The sequence below is a fragment of the Terriglobus roseus DSM 18391 genome (genome assembly GCF_000265425.1).
Taxonomy (GTDB): Bacteria; Acidobacteriota; Terriglobia; order Terriglobales; family Acidobacteriaceae; genus Terriglobus; species Terriglobus roseus.
The window spans coordinates 777,417-795,250 of the sequence record NC_018014.1 but is presented as its reverse complement, the minus strand read 5'-3'; the positions used below and the strand labels follow the sequence as shown (position 1 = coordinate 795,250).

At 62.5% G+C, this 17,834-nt stretch carries 14 protein-coding genes; 5 read left to right on the top strand and 9 right to left on the bottom strand.

Going from position 1 to position 17,834, the window contains the following annotated elements; all coding sequences use genetic code 11:
- The first annotated feature begins 1 nt into the window (after position 1).
- Positions 2–1,027, top strand: coding sequence for a ferritin-like domain-containing protein (locus TERRO_RS03455; RefSeq protein WP_014784613.1), 1,026 nt, complete (start codon positions 2–4; stop codon positions 1,025–1,027).
- An 87-nt stretch (positions 1,028–1,114) separates the two neighbouring features.
- Here TERRO_RS03455 and TERRO_RS03450 read toward each other — a convergent pair whose 3' ends face one another.
- From TERRO_RS03450 to mutL, 4 genes are all read right to left on the bottom strand, one after another.
- Complete coding sequence (locus tag TERRO_RS03450; RefSeq protein ID WP_014784612.1) at positions 1,115–1,315, bottom strand: cold-shock protein; 201 nt, start codon at positions 1,313–1,315, stop codon at positions 1,115–1,117.
- Positions 1,316–1,475: 160 nt separating this feature from the next.
- A complete protein-coding gene (gene cmk / locus TERRO_RS03445; protein WP_014784611.1) occupies positions 1,476–2,183 on the bottom strand; it encodes a (d)CMP kinase in 708 nt (235 codons plus the stop codon).
- 118 nt (positions 2,184–2,301) lie between these two features.
- Complete coding sequence (locus TERRO_RS21800; protein ID WP_014784610.1) at positions 2,302–5,037, bottom strand: hypothetical protein; 2,736 nt, start codon at positions 5,035–5,037, stop codon at positions 2,302–2,304.
- 354 nt (positions 5,038–5,391) lie between these two features.
- On the bottom strand, positions 5,392–7,479 hold the full coding sequence (gene mutL / locus TERRO_RS03435) for a DNA mismatch repair endonuclease MutL (protein ID WP_014784609.1): 2,088 nt from the start codon (positions 7,477–7,479) through the stop codon (positions 5,392–5,394).
- Between the two features lie 112 nt (positions 7,480–7,591).
- Between mutL and TERRO_RS03430 the strand changes: the two genes are divergently transcribed.
- Positions 7,592–8,590 carry an aldo/keto reductase gene (locus tag TERRO_RS03430; protein WP_014784608.1) on the top strand — a complete coding sequence of 333 codons (999 nt, stop codon included), beginning with the start codon at positions 7,592–7,594 and terminating at the stop codon, positions 8,588–8,590.
- Between the two features lie 66 nt (positions 8,591–8,656).
- Here TERRO_RS03430 and TERRO_RS03425 read toward each other — a convergent pair whose 3' ends face one another.
- The 5 genes from TERRO_RS03425 to TERRO_RS03405 form a co-directional block, all read right to left on the bottom strand.
- Positions 8,657–9,124 carry a RidA family protein gene (locus tag TERRO_RS03425; protein WP_014784607.1) on the bottom strand — a complete coding sequence of 156 codons (468 nt, stop codon included), beginning with the start codon at positions 9,122–9,124 and terminating at the stop codon, positions 8,657–8,659.
- Between the two features lie 58 nt (positions 9,125–9,182).
- The gene (locus tag TERRO_RS21795; protein WP_014784606.1) at positions 9,183–10,715 is read right to left on the bottom strand and encodes an alpha/beta hydrolase-fold protein; all 1,533 of its coding nucleotides are present in this window, start codon (positions 10,713–10,715) and stop codon (positions 9,183–9,185) included.
- A 413-nt stretch (positions 10,716–11,128) separates the two neighbouring features.
- On the bottom strand, positions 11,129–11,812 hold the full coding sequence (locus TERRO_RS03415; protein ID WP_014784605.1) for a YceI family protein: 684 nt from the start codon (positions 11,810–11,812) through the stop codon (positions 11,129–11,131).
- A 570-nt stretch (positions 11,813–12,382) separates the two neighbouring features.
- Entirely contained in the window at positions 12,383–13,369 is a 987-nt protein-coding gene (locus TERRO_RS03410; protein WP_014784604.1) for an amidohydrolase family protein, read from the bottom strand.
- Between the two features lie 166 nt (positions 13,370–13,535).
- Positions 13,536–16,268: a patatin-like phospholipase family protein gene (locus TERRO_RS03405; protein WP_014784603.1), complete on the bottom strand. Its 2,733-nt coding sequence runs from the start codon at positions 16,266–16,268 to the stop codon at positions 13,536–13,538.
- A 237-nt stretch (positions 16,269–16,505) separates the two neighbouring features.
- Here TERRO_RS03405 and TERRO_RS03400 point away from each other — a divergent pair, with 237 nt between their 5' ends.
- The 3 genes from TERRO_RS03400 (at position 16,506) to TERRO_RS03390 (ending at position 17,831) form a co-directional block, all read left to right on the top strand.
- Entirely contained in the window at positions 16,506–16,754 is a 249-nt protein-coding gene (locus TERRO_RS03400; RefSeq protein ID WP_014784602.1) for a hypothetical protein, read from the top strand.
- Positions 16,755–16,770: 16 nt separating this feature from the next.
- Positions 16,771–17,241 (top strand): YraN family protein, encoded by a 471-nt coding sequence (locus TERRO_RS03395; protein WP_245536206.1) that lies wholly within the window; start codon positions 16,771–16,773, stop codon positions 17,239–17,241.
- A gap of 95 nt (positions 17,242–17,336) precedes the next feature.
- Entirely contained in the window at positions 17,337–17,831 is a 495-nt protein-coding gene (locus TERRO_RS03390; RefSeq protein WP_014784600.1) for a hypothetical protein, read from the top strand.
- The last annotated feature ends 3 nt before the right edge of the window (positions 17,832–17,834 follow it).

The window sequence follows — 17,834 nt, the reverse complement described above, 5'->3', positions numbered from 1 at the left end:
CATGGCAACGCTTGAAACACAAAAAGTAGATGCAATTATCGCCAGCCGCCGGGCCCTGCTGATGGGTGGCGGAGCACTTGCCGCACTGGCGCTCGCGCCGGGCGTGGCAAAGGCCGCGATCCCAGCCGCACCCACCGACAACGACATCCTGAACTTCGCACTGAACCTGGAGTACCTTGAGGCACAGTTCTACACGCTGGCAACCGAAGGCGTGTACGCCGACAAGTCGACCAAGGGCAGCGCGATCGCCACGGGCGCAGGTACTGCGACCGGCGGCAGCACCTCAACCACGGTCGTCACCAAGGCCAACGCATCCGGCACCGCTTCGAACGCCATTGCACCCGTTCCTTTCACCAGCGCTTTTGTCGCAGCTTATGCGTTCGAAACCGCTCTTGAAGAGCGTCGCCACGTGAACTTCCTGCGCGGCGTACTTGGTTCGAATGCAGTCGCACAGCCCACGATGGACCTGCTCAACAGCTTCTATTCACTTGGCAGCCTGCTGAACCCGGCCATTTCGAACTACGATCCTTTCGCGAACGACCTTAACTTCCTGCTCGGCGCGTTCATCTTTGAAGATGTGGGCGTTACGGCATACCACGGCGCTGCGGGTCTGATCACCGACACGAAAAGCTACCTGACCCCGGCAGCAGCCATCCACGCTGTCGAGGCCTATCACGCAGGCTTGATCCGCTCCACCCTGTATGGCATCGACCAGGGCTACATCACGATCCCGGGCGAGACCCGCAAGGGCGCGGCAGCGTATGCTTCGCAGATTGCCGGCGCACGCGCCACGTTCGACGGCACCGGTGGCACAACGTCTTCGGACGACGTGGGCATCACCACCAAGCAGGTGGCACTGAATACGGCGACCGCCAACCTCACCTCATCCACGATCGTGAATGCGGATGCAAACTACATCGGATTTGGCCGCACGCCGCGCCAGGTGCTGAACATTGTTTACGCCGCCACGGGAGCGCCCACCAAGGGTGGCTTCTTCCCGAACGGACTGAACGGCAACATCAGCTAATTAAGTACCCGTCGTCGAAAGAGGGCAGCTCCGAATGGAGCTGCCCTCTTCTTTTCGTCCTTGACTGAATTGTCGTGCGCGGGGAAATTACAGCGGCTGAACGTCCGAAGCCTGCCAGCCCTTGGGGCCCTTCACCACGTTGAACTGCACGGCCTGGCCTTCCTGCAGGCTTTTGAAGCCTGTGGTGTTGATCGCCGAGTAGTGCACAAAGACGTCCTCGCCATTCTCACGGCTGACGAACCCGAATCCCTTTGCGTCGTTGAACCACTTCACTGTGCCCTGTTCCATAAAAGTTTCCGGTCCTCTTCTGTCGAGTCTGCCGTTGAATACAAGGGTTCAGCGCCGCAGAGGGCGGCGAGGACCAATTTGTCTCAAACGATGCGCATAGACTAGCACGAAAGTTGTGGATCGCAATCGCATGTTGATGCGCATCCTGCGGATTTTGGTGTTATGAGAGCCGTGCCGCTACCAGCGCCTCGGTGCGTTCCAATACTTGATCGAGCGACAGGCCGGTCGTATCGAGGATGACGGCGTCGTCAGCCGGTTTGAGCGGACTCTGTTCGCGAGAACGGTCGCGCGAGTCGCGGTCGCGCATCTCTCGCAGGAGCGTTTCTTTGTTCTCGGCCGCGGCGGGTTGCTGTGCGAAGCGCCGATCGCCGCGAGCCTCGACGCTGGCATCGAGGAAGATTTTGACCGGCGCCTGCGGAAAGACGACCGTGCCGATGTCACGACCTTCCATGACCACGCCAGAGGGTGCGGCCAAGCCCAGTGCTCGCTGCGCCGCGACCATCCACTCCCGAACCGGGCCATGAACGGAGACGCGCGACGCTGCCGCTGTAACCTCGGGATTACGCAGATCGCTGGTCACTTCGAGACCATCCAGCAGCACGCGATTGCCGCCATCCCCGGGCTCGAGCGTGATGTGCGTTGAGCGCGTCAGCAGGAGCACAGCGTCCCCGTCATCGACAGCTGTACCGCTGTGCAGCGCCTTCAGAGCCAGCGCACGGTACATGGCACCAGTCTCAAGATTCAACAGGCCAAAGCGTTTCGCGAGATGCGATGCGACCGTGCTTTTACCGGCGCCTGCCGGCCCGTCGATTGCCACGACCGTTCCCTGCCGGCTTAAGCCGTTCCCACTGTTCTCTGAGTAAGTCATCACTTTCTATTCTGCCGTAAACCGGCGCTTGCCATGGTTGCGGATCGACGGATTGGCGCACATGGAAAAGGCCTCCCGCGATGGGAGGCCTCTTCTTTTCCGATTGTGACGCCGATCGTTATTCCGGACGGCGGCGGGGTGCGCCGCCGAAGGAAGGCTTGCCACCAAAACCAGGCTTGCGCGGACCAGAGGATGGGCGCCCGCCGAACGACGGGCGGCTGCCGCCTTCGCGAGGTGTGAAGGGCTTGCGGTCGCCAGACGACGGCCGGCTGCCACCCTCACGCGGAGTGAAAGGACGACGCTCACCATCGCCACGCGGCGTGAACGGCTTGCGGTCACCGAAGGACGGACGACCATCACCACGAGGTGTGAAGGGACGGCTGCCACCCTCGCGCGGTGTAAAGGGACGGCTACCACCCTCACGTGGGGTGAAGGGACGGCTGCCGCCCTCACGTGGGGTGAAGGGACGGCTGCCGCCCTCACGAGGTGTGAAGGGGCGACGTTCGCCATCACCACGCGGCGTGAACGGACGATCTCCACGAGGAGCGAACGGCTTACGATCGCCACCGCCTTCGCGAGGCGTGAACGGACGACGCTCGCCACCCTCACGTGGCGTGAAGGGACGGTCACCGCGCGGCGTAAACGGACGGTCGCCACGGGGAGCGAACGGCTTACGATCACCGCCACCTTCGCGGGGCGTAAACGGACGACGTTCGCCACCTTCACGCGGTGTGAAGGGCTTGCGATCGCCGAAGGAGGGACGTGCACCGAAGCTGGGACGGCTGCCACCTTCACGAGGAGTGAACGGACGACGCTCACCGCCCTCACGAGGCGTGAAGGGACGGCGTTCTGCACCACCTTCACGGGGAGTGAACGGACGACGCTCGCCACCTTCGCGGGGCGTGAACGGCTTACGATCTCCGAACGAAGGACGCGCACCGAAGCTGGGACGGCTGCCACCCTCACGAGGAGTGAACGGACGACGCTCACCGCCCTCACGAGGCGTGAAGGGACGGCGCTCTGCACCGCCTTCGCGGGGAGTGAACGGACGACGCTCGCCACCCTCGCGAGGCGTGAACGGCTTGCGATCGCCGAAGGAAGGACGTGCACCGAAGCTGGGACGGCTGCCACCCTCACGAGGCGTGAATGGGCGACGCTCACCACCTTCGCGCGGTGTGAAGGGACGGCGTTCGCCACCTTCGCGCGGAGTGAAGGGACGACGCTCCGCGCCACCCTCACGCGGCGTGAACGGCTTGCGATCCTGGTCCCAGGGCCGTGCAAACTCGTTGCGCTGGCTGTCCGACGGAGCGGCTGCGTTGTCAGGACGCGTAAACGGACGGCGCTCGCGATCGCCGCCGGCGGCAAATCCACCGGTGCGACGCTGCGGTGCGAAGCCGCCTTCGCGACGGGGAGCGAAACCACCCTCGCGACGGGGACCACCGAAGCCACCTTCGCGGCGCGGTGCCGGACGTTCGCCTGCTGCGGCGGGACGGCGCACAGGATAGCTGCCGGTGCGTGCGGGATGACGCTCTTCCGGCGCTCCACCCTCTGCTGCAAAGCGCGCTGCGCGCTCTTCAATCATGTGGCGGCGGTCGTCATCTTCGTAACGCGAACGCGGCGCCGACGTAAAGGCCGGAGCGACCGTTGCATCTGCGGGCAGGACATCGAGCGCGCCGGGGATGTACAGCAGCGTCTTGCCGTTGATGACGGTGGATTCAAGCTGGCGCGAAGATGCGAGAGCGCTAACGACTTCGCGAACGCGCGAACGCGCTGCCAGCGGTGAGAGGAAGATCTCCATCTCATCGCTGGTTGCAGCAACGGCCTGCGACAGGTAGAGCGACAGCAGCGCGGAGAGAGCCGTGGGCTGACCAGCGTTGGCACCGGCCTTGAGATGACGGACGAAGCGGCCGCTCATCAGCTCCCACTTGGAGGGTGCACCGTCTGGGTCGGGAACAGGGATCACGCGCTGAATCGCCCACAGTTCGCTAAGGGCGCGCAGGATGGCGGCGTCGTTGACGCCCTGCCCAAGCTCGTGGGTCAGCTCATGCGGCGCGAGTGCGCCCTTCTCCTTGAGAACTTCGTAAACCTTTACAGCGAGCGGCGAAACGCGCATGGAACCGGTCTGCGCGGGCTCCTGCTTCCAGTTTTTATCGCCACGGAGCGTGTAGACAAACGAGAATGCCTGCGAGGAGCAGACATAGTCCGGCTCGCCGGTGGTGGAACCCAGCAGGTTCAGCGGCACGGCGGAACCCTCGGCGACCATGCGTGCAAGTGTGCGGCTGACGGTCTCTTTCTCTTCGGCGGAGAAGCCGTTGATGGGATCGACTTCCGGTTCGGCTGCTTCCTCAGCAGCGGCATCGTTCGGCAGCGGGTTGCCCTCTGCGTCGATGCGGTCCTGCTCGGCGATCTCATCGCCCTCATCTTCGGCGATCTCATCTTCCGTGGTCAGCATGACTTCGGGATCAGCGGCTTCCGGAGTCCAGCCCTTCGACTCCTCGTCCTCGCCTTCTTCTTCGTCTTCTTCGGACTCTTCGTCGTCCTCTTCTTCTTCGTCGTCTTCGAAGTCTTCATCCGCCTCATCTTCGACGGCTACCGCGTAGGACTCATCCTCGCTGGGGCTGCCAGCTGTCTTTGGCACCCATCCATTTTCAGGGCGGCCAAGGATGGCCTCGGCGAAGCTGGGCTGCGGCGATGCAGCGAACTGTGCGTGCGGGTAGTACGGCACAAGGCCCGCGGCATCAAGCCACGTGCGGGCATCGTCCATGGTGCGCAGGGCGTCGCCGTTCTGATGCCAGAGGGCAATGCGTGCAAGGTTGAGTTGGCTGGGGGTGACGCTGTCTGGCATGGATGCCATGGGGTAGTCCTTCTTTCGGCGCTGCCGGCTCATGTGGCACGGCGCGGTTCGTATGCGCAAGACCAGCAAAAATACGCGGAGACGACCCGCGCTGCTGCCTGCGTGCTGTGTTGGATGTAGGCCAGAGTGCTGGGGCTAGCGCCGGATAGCAACTCTTTTTTTCGGAGCATCAGGGATGCTCGTACCTGCGAACGATGACATGGATGGGACCGGAGGTAACCCGGCCGCAGGCAAGCATTGTGTCGACTTAGGAAGCGTGTCGTCCGCTTCGTTCTAGAGGAACCGCATGGTTCGTAGAAGAACGCCCGGGCTCCGCAAGGTGCGAGCGCCGATGGCGTGCCAGGCTGCCCTCAGCTAAATACGCTGGAAGGCGCGTTGGATCTCCTTATGAGAATACCGCAAAGCGATGGGTCTGCCGTGCGGACATGCCATAGGATTTTCAGTTTTTCCCAGTTCGTCGAGCAGCCACTGCATTTTGCTAGTTTCGAGGGGCATGTTGATCTTGACCGCGGCGTGGCAGGCGATGGATGCTGCGATGCGGCGGGCGCGGGTCTCCATGTTGTCGGCCTGAGCGGCATCGTCGTCTGTCTGGAGCAGCTCGGCGAGGGTTAGCTCGAGCTCTTTGCCTTCGAGGCCGACCGGGGCGGACTTCACTGCGAGGGTTCGTGGGCCGAAGGGTTCGGCTTCAAAGCCGTTGCGGTTGAGTTCGTCGGCCATGCCTGCGAAGTTCGCCATCTGCGCCGGGACTAAGTCGATCAGGAGCGGCATCAACAGGCGCTGGCGCTGCACGCGTTCGACCTGGCGCTCGCGGAGTACTTTTTCGAAGAGGATACGCTCGTGCGCTACGTGTTGGTCGATGATCCAGAGGCCCTCTTCGTTGACGGCGAGGATAAATGAATTCTGCACCTGGCCGAGCGGGCGCAGGCCACTTAGACCGGCTAAGTTGGCGGTATCTTCGATGCGTTCCGCGGCGGGCGCCCGTGTTGCTGTGCCGATGGGGAGATGGGTCTCTCCGTGAGCGTCGGGTAAGTCGGCGTTACGAAGATGTGTGTTCCATGCCTGCGCGGGCGGGGCCGGACTGTCGCGAAGATACTGCGTGTTTGGGAGTTCACCGAAGGTAAGTCGCCCTGGAACTGCCGGGAGGGCTTTTACGGTAAGCGAGAAGCTGTCGACTTCGGTGGGTTCGATGGGCCCGAAGGAGCGCTCGATCTTCTGGCGATCGTCCTCTTCAGAGGCCTCGCGAATCTGGTGTTCGCTCCAGGGAGCGTCACTGCCGGGGCCGGGGCCACGGAGCACGGGGTCGAGTTCGATCGAGTCCTGTCCGTCGAGCAGGCCGATGCGCGGCGAGGGCGCGATGGCACTTAGGAAACTGGCTGCCGGGCGTGCTTTGAGTACTGTGTTGCGAACGGTGTCGCGCACGAAGTCATGTACAAAGCTGGATTGGCGGAAGCGTACTTCTGTCTTGGCCGGATGCACGTTTACGTCGACTTCGGCGGCGGGCATCTCGAGGAACAACAACACCACCGGGAAGGATGTGGGCGGGAGGATGTTCTTGTAGGCCTCGGTGAGTGCGTGCAGGATCAGCCGGTCGCGCACCTGGCGTCCGTTGACGAAGACATAGATGGAGCCCCGGTTGAGTTTTTGTAACTCGGGCTTTGAGACAAAGCCACGGACACGGAGATAGCCGGGCTCGGGAGCTACATAGTCTTCTTCGCGACGCCATGGTGGCGGTTCGGGGAGGCCGGCGCGGGTGAAGTCGACCTCTGCGGCGCAGGGCAGCATGTCGCGCGAGATATCGCTGCCGAGGATCTGATAGAGGCGCTCGCTGGCATCGCGGACTGCTGGCGCGACTAATAAGGCGTGCGTTGCGGAGTGTAATTCGAAGTGCTTCTCCGGGTGGGCCAACGCGTAATGCGTAACCAACGCGGCGACATGCGATAACTCAGTCGGCTCGGACTTCAGGAACTTCTTCCGCGCGGGGACGTTGAAGAAGAGGTCCCTGATGGCGATGGTGGTGCCGACGGGTACGCCGACGTCTTCCACCTTCGTCATCTTGCCGCCGTGGATTTCGATGCGCGTACCGACTGCGTCTTCTTCGGAACGGGTGTCGAGTTCTACGCGCGCGACGGAGGCGATGGACGGCAGAGCTTCACCGCGGAAGCCCAGCGTTGCGATGTGCAGGAGGTCATCGGCGGAGCGCAGCTTGCTGGTGGCGTGACGTTCAAAGGCGAGCATCGCGTCATCGCGCACCATGCCATGGCCGTTGTCGACGATGCGGATAAGCTTGCGGCCGCCGCCTTCGACTTCAATGCGGATGCGCGTCGCGCCAGCATCCACGGCATTTTCCAGCAGTTCCTTTACAACCGACGCAGGCCGCTCCACCACCTCGCCCGCGGCAATCTGGTTCGCCACCTGGTCGGAGAGTACGCGGATACGGCCCATCTCCACATTCTACGGCGCGACGCGTCGTGGAAAAACGGTCCGCAATTGCTACGGGATGCTGGACGAATTGCGCCATGGGAATCGCGCGAGGTCGCGCGGCATCCAATGGCCTATGGCGATTGAAAAGATCAAGCTGGGAACACAGGGGGCCGTCGTTTCGCGCGAGGGCCTGGGCTGCATGGGCATGAGCGAGTTCTATGGCGAGCGAAATGATGAAGAGTCTGCCGCGACGCTGCTGCGTGCGCTGGACCTTGGCGTTACGTTTCTGGACACAGCTGATGTCTATGGGTTTGGCGATAACGAGGAGTTGGTCGGCAAGACGATCAAGTCACGGCGCGACGAGGTCTTTCTCGCCACGAAGTTTGCGAACCTGCGCGATAAGTCGAAGCCGGATTACTGGGGCATCAGTGGCAAGCCGGAGTATGTGAAGCAGGCGTGCGATGCTTCACTGACGCGGCTGGGGCTGGATCATATCGATTTGTACTATCAGCATCGCGTGGATCCGGATACGCCGATTGAAGAGACCGTTGGCGCGATGGCGGAGTTAGTCAAAGAAGGCAAGGTCAAGTACCTGGGCCTGAGCGAAGCGTCGGCTGCGACCATTCGGCGTGCGCACAAGGTGCATCCGATCACGGCGCTGCAGACGGAGTATTCCATCTGGTCGCGTGAGGTGGAGGAGGAGATCCTGCCGACGCTGCGTGAGCTTGGGATTGGCTTCGTTCCCTACTCTCCGTTGGGCCGCGGCTTCCTCACCGGCACGATTACCAAGGATACCGAGTTAGATAGCAAGGACTTCCGTAAGGTGCGCTATCCGCGCTTTGCCGGGGACAATCTGGATAAGAACCAGTTGATTGTGAACCGCCTTACCGACATCGCGGAACGTAAGGGCATCAAGCCGGGGCAGCTTGCACTGGCTTGGGTCTTTGCGAAGGGTGATGACATTGCCCCGATCCCTGGAACGAAGCGCCGTAAGTATCTCGAGGAGAATGTCGCGGCTCTGGACGTAAAGCTTACTCCGGAAGAGGTTGCGGAGATCGAAGCTGCGGTTCCGGTCCATGCAATTGCGGGCGATCGGTATAACGAGGGTGGTATGAAGACGATCGAAAAGTAAGTGAACGTTTGTGAAATAGCAAGGGCCGCGAATTATTCGCGGCCCTTGCTATTTGCTACGCTCTTCCTACTTCGTGCCTGCGGTCTTCGTGGCTGCTGCACCCTTTTGCGCGACGCCCATGATCTCGAAGTGGGCTCCGAGAACTAACTCTTTCGCACCGATAAAGGCGCGTGCGGGAAAGGGCTGATGGAAGTAAGTGATGTAGACCTTGTTGAAGGTTGCGTAGAGATTCATGTCCGTACAGAAGATAGTTACCGTGACCAGATCATCCATGGTCATGCCTTCTTTTGTCAGCAGCGTTTTTACGGAGTCGAGCATCTTTGCGGCTTCGACCGCTGCGTCTGCGGGTGGCTTGCCGGTTGCTCGATCGGCACCGACGGAGCCGCTGACGTAGACGGTGTCGCCCATGCGAATGACGGAGCTGAATGGGGTTACGGCTGTTCCGGTTGGCGGGATGACACCCTGCGCGTGCGCACCCCGCGAACCCAACGCACTAGCACCACACAACACCAATCCGAGTAGAATTTTGATCATTTTTCTCCCTTGTTCTGCATGAAATGAATCGTCTCAGTCTCCAAAGCGTACATCGTCGCTAAAGTGGCGGCTGCGGAGGCTTCTCCGGCTTGTCGATGGGGGCTGCGTGCACCTTCATTTTGCGGCGGAAGAGTTTGCCGTCGGCTACGGCGTAGAGCCATTCCCGATCTGGGCCGCCGAAGGCTACGGCGTCGACCGTTTTGTCCGGTACCGGGCTGTTCAGGATCATGGCGACCCGGCCGCTTGCCTCGCAGACCTGGATGCCCACGGCGGTGGCGAAGTAGACCTGGCCGAGGGCGTCGACGGCTGCGCCTTTCGCTCCACCGTCGTCATCGAGGACTTCGAGTCGGTAGAAGGGTTCGGCGTTGGCAGGTGTGCCGTCTGCCTGCAACTGCATGGACCACTGGTGGCGGTGTTCGGGGTCGGTGACGATGAGCATTGCCTGGTCCGGCGAGAGGGCGACGGCGTCGGCCTTCAGGGCTGGTGAGGCGACCTGGCCTTCCTGCCCCGGCTTGAGCGTTGACGACCAGAGGATGTGGCCGTGGCCGTCCGCGAGGTAGTGGATGTTGGCAGCGGTGATTGCTCGTGCTTCGAGGACTTTCTCCTTCGCCGGCTCCCAGTTTCCGATGGCGTCAACGGTAGCCCAGACGCTGCCTCGGGTGTCCCAGCCGGCTTTGCCTAGCGCTGCGGGTGGGTGGGGCTCGATCTTGCCTATGCCGTGTTCGGGGGTGTAGTCGCGCCATAGCCAGCGGAGGGCTTCGGGTAGCTCTGCCCCGCCCTGTTTGGTGTCGTGGCCGCCTGTGCCGATGGTTAGCTTCGCGTCGTAGCCCTGGAACTGGAGGGCGTCGAAGAGGAGCTGGTTGGCGCGGGGCCAGGTGCCTGCGTAGAAGGTGCCGTAGGGCTGGTCGGGCGTGATGTGGTCGTTGGCGCCGTCCTGCATCCAGATGCGGATGGGCCTTGCCTCGGTCTTGCGAACGAGTTCGGGCAGGGTGTCTGCGCCCTTCATGGCGACGTAGGTGCCGATGAGGGAGAGGACGCGGTGGAACTGGTCGGGCCGGTGCCATGCGGCTACGAAGGCTCCTACTGCCCCGGTGCTGGTGCCGCCGATGGCGTGCTCGTCGGGGTTGGTGGAGAGTGTGTGCTTCTTCGCTACGGCGGGGATCAGCTCCTCTTCGAGGAAGTTTACGTAACGCGCTGACAGCGAGTCGTATTCGAAGATGCGTTCGTAGCGGTTCTGTGCGTCGGGGCGGATGGCGGGCAGGATGCCGGGGTCGACGAAGATGGCGGCCATGGGCGGGATCTGCTTTGCGGCGATGAGGTTATCGAGGACGTTCGCTGCTCGCAGGTTATTGCCGAGGTAGCTGGTGCCGTCGAGGAAGATCATGTACGGCAGCGGCGTGGCCGGCGCGTTGGCCGGGAGATAGATGGCGTAGTTGTGCGGGGTGCCGGGGTAGAACTTGCCTGGGGCCAGGACCAGCTTTTCGACGATGCCGTGCGGGACGTTCTGGACCTGGGAGTCTGGGCCTGGTTGGTACTGAGCTTTGGCGCTTGCGATGGTAAGGAACAGGAGCGAGAGTAGGAGTCTTCGCATGGTGGGGCCAGTATAGGCACTTTGTGACGCTTTCCTTGATTTGGTTTGGCGGGTGTCTTCGGCGGCTTAAGCCGCTTCTTTTGAGGTGGGTTCATGGCATGGCTTAGGCCATGCCTCTCCGCAAGAAGTCGCGCTTTCGCGCGATACCCACTCATGACGATGGGGCTGTCATGAATGGGGCACCCGGTTTGTGGTTCTCGTTGATTTTGTAGAGGGCTTTGGGTGAGTGCGGTTCGTGCTTTGCACGAATCCCCACCTAGCTTCGCGAAGGTGGGGCACCCGGGTTTGTGGTGGTCCTAGAGACCTCGGAGGGTCTGGGACGAGAAGAAGTCGCGCTGTCGCGCGATACCCACTCATGACGATGAGGCTGTCATGAGTGGGGCACCCGGTTTGGTGGTTGGAAGATGCTGTTATTAGCTGCGTTTGAATTTGTAGACGAGCTCGATGGTGATCTTGTCTTCTACGTTGGCGAGGCGGCCGATGGAGGGCTTGGTGAGGCCGAAGTCTACGAAGGTGAAGGTGGTGAGGGCGCGGCCGGCGACGGTGCTGGAGCGGGCGTCGATGGTGGCGATGCCCTTGAAGGTGACGGGCTTGGTGACGCCGTGGATGGTGAGGTTGCCGGTGAGGGAGACGCCGAGCTGGCCGGTGGAGGGCACCATTTTGGGCACGCCGGTGATGGCGGTGGGGACGAAGACTGCCTCAGGAAACTTCTCAGTTTCAAGGGTGCGGTTGCGGATGTAGCCGTCACGCATGGTCTGGTCGCTGGTAAGGGCCTTGAGGTCTACGACCATTTTGGAGCCGGGTGCGACGCTGCCGTCTGGCAGGATGTCGATGTGGCCGGTGACCTTATCGCTGGATCCGACGGCGTCGTTCGGGAAGTCGATACCGACGAACTGCTCAGTGACGCGGTAGGAGGCGGACGAACCTTCTGTCAGTTCAAGTTTGGCGCCTGCGGTGGGCGGCGGTGGCGGCTGCTGCGGGCCGCCCGGACCGCCCGGACCGCCCGGGCCGCGCTGGCCTGCGGGTGCTTGTGCGAAGGTGAGCGCTGCCGTGAGCAGAAGTGCGACGGCTGTGGCCGAGTTGGCGCGACGAAACATGGTGGGTCTCCAGAAGGACGGCAGATTATGACGCTGTGGAGAGATAGACGGATGGGTGGCTGGAAGGCCGCAGGAATTCTTTCGGTTGTTACGGTGGCCTTACCGCGAAATGCACGGTCTGTTTCAAGAGGAGAATTCCTCAGCGGCTGAAGCCGGGCCTCTCTTTGGATTGATACGGCATGGCTAAAGCCATGCCCCTCCGAAAGAGGTTCGCGCTTTGCGCGAATGCCCACTCATGACGATAAGGCCGTCATGAATGGGGCACCCGGTGACGGTGTCTTGCTGGGGAAGCGAGCCCCAATCATGACGAAGCTGCAGTCATAGTTGAAATCCCTCAGCGGCTGAAGCCGGGCCTCTCTTTGGATTGATATGGCATGGCTAAAGCCATGCCCCTCCGAAGGAGGTTCGCGCTTTGCGCGAATGCCCACTCATGACGATGAGGCCGTCATGAATGGGGCACCCGATTTTGGTGGGCCTGGGGATTAGTCGGCGTGTGACGAACGGTTCTTGCTTTGCACGAATCCCCACCTTAGCTCGTGAAGGTGGGGCACCCGGTCTGTGTGGAGGCTGCTAGCGCTTGATGGATGCGGTCAGGCGGTCCCAGTTGCCGTGGGCGAAGAGGGTCTTTTGCTCGTGCGGGAGTGTGAGGTCTTCGAGGAAGGTGCGTGCCTGGCGGCCGGGGCGGTACTGGTAGGGGTAGTCGGTGGAGAAGAAGATGCGTTCCGGGCCGACGATTTGCAAGGAGCGTTGGAGATAGTCCTGGCTATTCATGCCGCTACCGGTGACGTAGAGGTTGTGGCGGAAGTAGTCGGCGATGGGGCGCTGGAGTTTGGTGACGCGCGCGAGGGAGTTGAGGCGTTCGAGGTAGAAGAGGACGACTTCACCCCAGTGACCGAGGATGATCTGCAGAGTCGGAAATTCGTCGAAGACGCCGGCCAGGATGAGTCGCACGAACTGGATGCCGGCCTCGTAGTGCCAGCCGAGACCGAAGGCGGCAAACGCGGTATCGATGGGTTCGCCGAAGCCGGAGTAGAGCGCGTCACGGACAGAACGCTGCGGGATCTGCGGGTGGATGAAGACAGGTGCGCCGAGTTTTGCGGCGGTTGCGAAGATGGGCCGCAGGTCTGCGTGATCGAGGTTCTTATCGCGGGTGCGACCGCAGAGCATGGTGCCGTTGAAGCCGAGTTGGGTCACTGATCGTTCGAGTTCGAGTGCTGCTTCGGACGGGGATGCGGTGGGGAGAAGGGCGAAGGCCTGAAAGCGAGTCGGATGCTTTGCGACGGTTGCGGCGAGGAGATCGTTGGTCTGGCGTGCGAGGTCGACGCTTTGCCGGGGTTCGAGGTTGTGGAGGGCCGGGGTGGTGACGGAGAGGACCTGGACGTCGACGCCGGCCTCGTCCATGAGTTCCAGTCTTGTCAGTCCAAGGTCGTCGAGGCGGGCTTCGATTTCGCCACGGTCGAAGCTGTTGGTGCCTTCCTGGCCGATGGTGGAGGCTGCCCATGCTGCCCGGATTTCGGGGGTGAGGAAGTGTTCTTCGATGGCGATTAGTTTGGTCACTCTTGGGATCCTCTGGGACTAGATACGGTCTGAGGTGGGAATTGTTCCGGGGCTTTGTTCAAAGCTGCGGCAGCGGGTTGGTAGAGCGGTCGCGCATTGCGCGATTCCCACTCATGACGATGGAGCTGTCATGAATGGGGCACCCGGCACCCGGGGTTGGTGGTGTCTAGAAGAAGCGGCCGAGGGTGAAGACTAGTTTGCGGTGGCCGTCGGAGCCGATGGCTGGTCCGAAGGTTACGGCCCCGAGCGGGGTTTCTGCGGCGAGGCCGAAGAAGACATCCTGGCGCATGACGGTGCGGGCGGGCGTGACGCCGAGGCCGGGGGAGTAGATGCGGCCTAGCTCGTAGGTGCCGACGACGTAGATGCTTTGGCCGAGGGGCTGGGGCAGTTCGGCGATGCGGCGGAAGTAGGCGGGCCGGGCGAAGATGTAGTCCGTTCCGCGGTACTCGTCGAAGGAGGAGGCTGTGAGACGCAGCGGACCGCCGAGGGTGAAGCGGAAGGGATCCGCTACCTGGCGGCGGAACATGGTGCCGCCTTCGAAGGAGAAGGACAGCGTGTTGCCGTGGCCGATGTCGCGGAAGTAGGTGGTGGTGCCTTCGAGGCGCGGTGCGTTTTCGCTGCGGGTGGTATTGAACTGGTAGCCCGCCGTGGCATCGACGCGGAGGCCGTGGCGCGGGACCATGGCGCGGTCCTGGCCGTTGAAGCGGTACTGGATGCGTGCGGTCTGCACGTTGCCCTGGAAGTTTGGCAGGCCGTCGGAGCCGGTGGTGGTGTGCCAGACCTGGTGGTTGATGCTGTAGCCGGCGCGCAGCTCTGTGAAGTGGCTTACGACGTAGCCGACGTCGAGGCCGCCGCCTTCGGTGAGGGACATGCGTTCGGCGATGCGCTTCTGGTCAGACCAGATGTAGACGGGTGTGCGGAGCAGATCGAGGTGTGGCGCGGCGAACCAGTTGGAGTCGCCGAAGCGCTTGTAGTACTCGGGCGAGAGCTGGGTGAGGAAGCCAAAGCGCATGCGGGTGCGGAACTCGGATTTGTAGCCGCCGAGATCCTGCATGGTGAGTACGCCGTCGATGGTGGCGCGGGCGGTGCCGCCGGTCTGTGCGATGACGTTGCCGCCGAGCAGGAGGTAAGGCGGTCCGCCGGGACGATCGCGCACCCATAGGTTGAGATCGACATCGCCTTCGCCGGGCTTGTAGCCGGGCTGGGTTGCGGTGGCAAGGGCGATCTTGCCGCGGCTGGAGGGTGCGACGGTTTCGAAGGTCTGCTTCTCTTTGGCGGGTTCGGCTTCGCGTTTGCCTGCGGGCAGTTTGTTGTTGACGGGTGTGGAGCTGATGGCGGCGCCTGGCTGGCCGGCGGTGTTGATGCCCTTGTCGGCGTTCTCTACGAGCTGAGCGGCCTTGTCGTCACCGGGGCCGCGGCGTTCCTCGGGGTGCAGGAGTTCACGGCCTTCGACCTTGCGACCTTCGTTGGCGGGGCCAGTGACGTCGGTGTTGACGACCTGACCGGGCGTGGTGAGGAAGTAGTCGGTTTCGAAGCGGCCGTCGCTGCGGACTTCGTTGAGCTTGGCTTCGATCTCGTCGGTGTTGAGCTTCTTGCCCGGGAGGTTGTTGGCGGTGTCGCGGACGCCGATGGCGTTGCGCGAGGTGGGCGCGATGACATTGACCTTGGCGATGTTGCGCAGGGGTGAGGCTTCGCGTTTGGTGCGGGTCTGCAGGTACTGAGCCCAGTCGGCGTCGTTAAGTGCGTATTTCAGGAGTTGCGGCGCCACCTTCTGGGCGGCTTCGTAGCCGACCTTGGCGAGGTCGGCGGACTTGGCGTAGTCGCCTGCGCCGACGCCGGGAGGTGCGATGGGTTCGATGATGACGTCGGCGAGTGCGCGCGATCGGACCTCATTCGACCAGGAGGCGACGGAGAAGCTGCGTTGAAGGATGCCGAGGACGGAGCCGGTATCGCCCTGGGCGGGAGGTGTGAGCGGGAGCGAGACGGCGAGGACGACGTCGGCGTGGAGTTCGCGCTTGACGACGTCGGTGGGCAGGTTCTCAGTGAGTGCGCCGTCGACGTAGATGTGTCCGCCATCTTCGAGCGGCGGGAAGACGCCGGGGATGGAGATGGAGGCGCGGACGGCTTCGGCGAGTGGGCCGTGGGTGAAGACGGCTTCGCGGCCGACGAGGATATCGGTCGCGACGCAGCGGAAGGGCAACGGCATCTGGTCGAAGGAGAACTCGGCGCCGTAGGGCAGGAACTGGGCGTTGAGGAACTGGTTGAGGCCGTAGTCGAGCAGGACACCGTTGCGGAGCGAGACACCTTTCTTGAGGCCCATGTTGAAGCCGCCGGGGAGGAAGCGCTGGTCTTCGCGGCGACGGAAGTTAAGGTCGCGGAAGTCTGTGCCGATGCGAAAGACCTTGGAGAAGACGGCGTCGCTGGTGAGGTCTTCCATCTGCTTGGTGGTGTGGCCGGTTGCGTAGAGCGCGCCGAGAAGCGAGCCCATGCTGGTGCCGGCGATGACGTCGACCGGAACGTGGTGTTCTTCCATCCACTTCAGCACGCCGATTTCGCTGAGTGCGAGGGCGCCGCCGCCGCCGAGGGCGAGGCCAATCTTCTGGCGGCCGGGCGGTGGAGGTGCGGGCGTCGAGGGATTGTTGGGGGCGCCGTCACCGTTGGTGGGTGCGCCGGCCTGGCCCTGCTGTGGGCGGCCCTGGTCGGGCGTGAGGCTGTTGCCCTGATTGGCTGGGGCTTCGCCGCCGCGCGGTTGCTGCGGACTGCTGCCGCCAACGCCGGTCTGCGCTGCGGCGCCGGCGCTCTGCGGTGTGGCTCCCTGCTGTGCGGGCGCTGCGGTGGTGCAGGTCAACCATGCGCAGAGGAGCGCGTGCGCCAGGGGAAGTTGTTTTGCGCGATTCATAGATTCATGGGATTCGATGCTTTCGAAGACGTTTGGGTACGGCGAAGTGTGCACTTACGAGCACGCTGGCGCAACACTTTGGTGGGATGGCGGGGCGATTCGGGCTATTGCAAAGGCGTGGCGGAGACCGCCATTGCGTGGTGTTGCAGATCACAACGTGTTGCGCCGGAGAAGCTGATCGTGAGAGGTGGACGAGTGTAAGGGGATGCGATGCGGAGCAGATTTGGGAGCCAAAGAATGTGCGTGGGCGCTACGTCAACCGGTGCGTTGGCCGTTGGTGCGTTAGCCGTTGGGGCCTTGGCCATTGGGTCTATGGCGATTGGCGCGCTGGCGGTGGGCTGCATGACGATACGGCGTTTGCGGGTGATGGAGGCGCGGATCGGGAAGCTTTCGATTGGGACGTTGACGGTGGATCATCTGCATGTCCTGTCAGAGTCTGTGGGCGCTATGGGCGATACCGAGCCGACTGCGAGCCGGAAGGGCTGACATACTGTTGGCCTTGATGGCACGCCCTCGTCCGATGCTCGCGTTGATGGAGGGTTCGCTTGCGCTGCTGGAGCGGATGCACAATCGCTGGGCGCCGCTGAGCCGGCGGCCTGCCGAGGAGCAGCGCGGCATCGATGGGGAGCGTGCGGCCTACTTCTATCTGCGGCGGCGAGGCTACCTGGTGGTGGCTCGCGAATGGACGATGAGTATGCTGCCCGGCGATGTGGACCTGATTGCCTGGGAGGGCGAGATGCTTTGCTTCGTGGAGGTGAAGACGCGCAACGATGGTGGCGCGTTTGCCGCGGAGTTCTTTGTGGATGAAGACAAGAAGGCTGTCCTGCGGAGGCTGGCTGCGGCGTATGTGCGGCAGTTGCCGCATGTGCCGGGTGAGATGCCGGTGGTTGCGACCCGGTTCGACGTGATGTCGGTCTACATGGGCGATGGCATCAGGGCGGATGTTCGGCTGTTGCGGGATTTCTTTCGTTGATACCCGATGTGGTTAAGGCTGACCATTTTCCGCGTGGCGGTGTCTAATGCAGAAGACAGATGTACGACTCGCGATGAGATGAAGGACCGCACGACATGACCCTGCTTGATGCTCCTGCTTATAACCCACGCCGCCAGCAGTTGATTGAACGTTCGCTGATTGCGGGCGGTGTTTTGATCTTTTCGCTGGTGATCCTGACGTTGGCCGGATTCATTACGGGCCATGGCTGGCTGTTCAGCAATCTGCCGATCGAACACCGCGTGAACAAGTTCTTTACGGCGATTGAGAACAAGGATTTTGCCACGGCTTATGGGCTTTATCAGAACGATCCCAAGTGGCAGGAACACGCGGCGAAGTACAGCGGGTATCCACTGGCCCGGTTCACGGAAGACTGGACGAAGTACAGCCCGGTTGGGCCGATTCTTTCGCACCACGTGGACAAGAGTGTGAGCGATGGGACCGGGACGTTTGGAACAACTTTGCTGGTGGCGACGACGATCAATGGGGACAAGGAGAAGCGCCTGTTCCTGGCCGTGCAGCGGTCGGATGGGACGTTTACTTATCCTGCTCCGCATGTGTTTGCTTATTAGTTT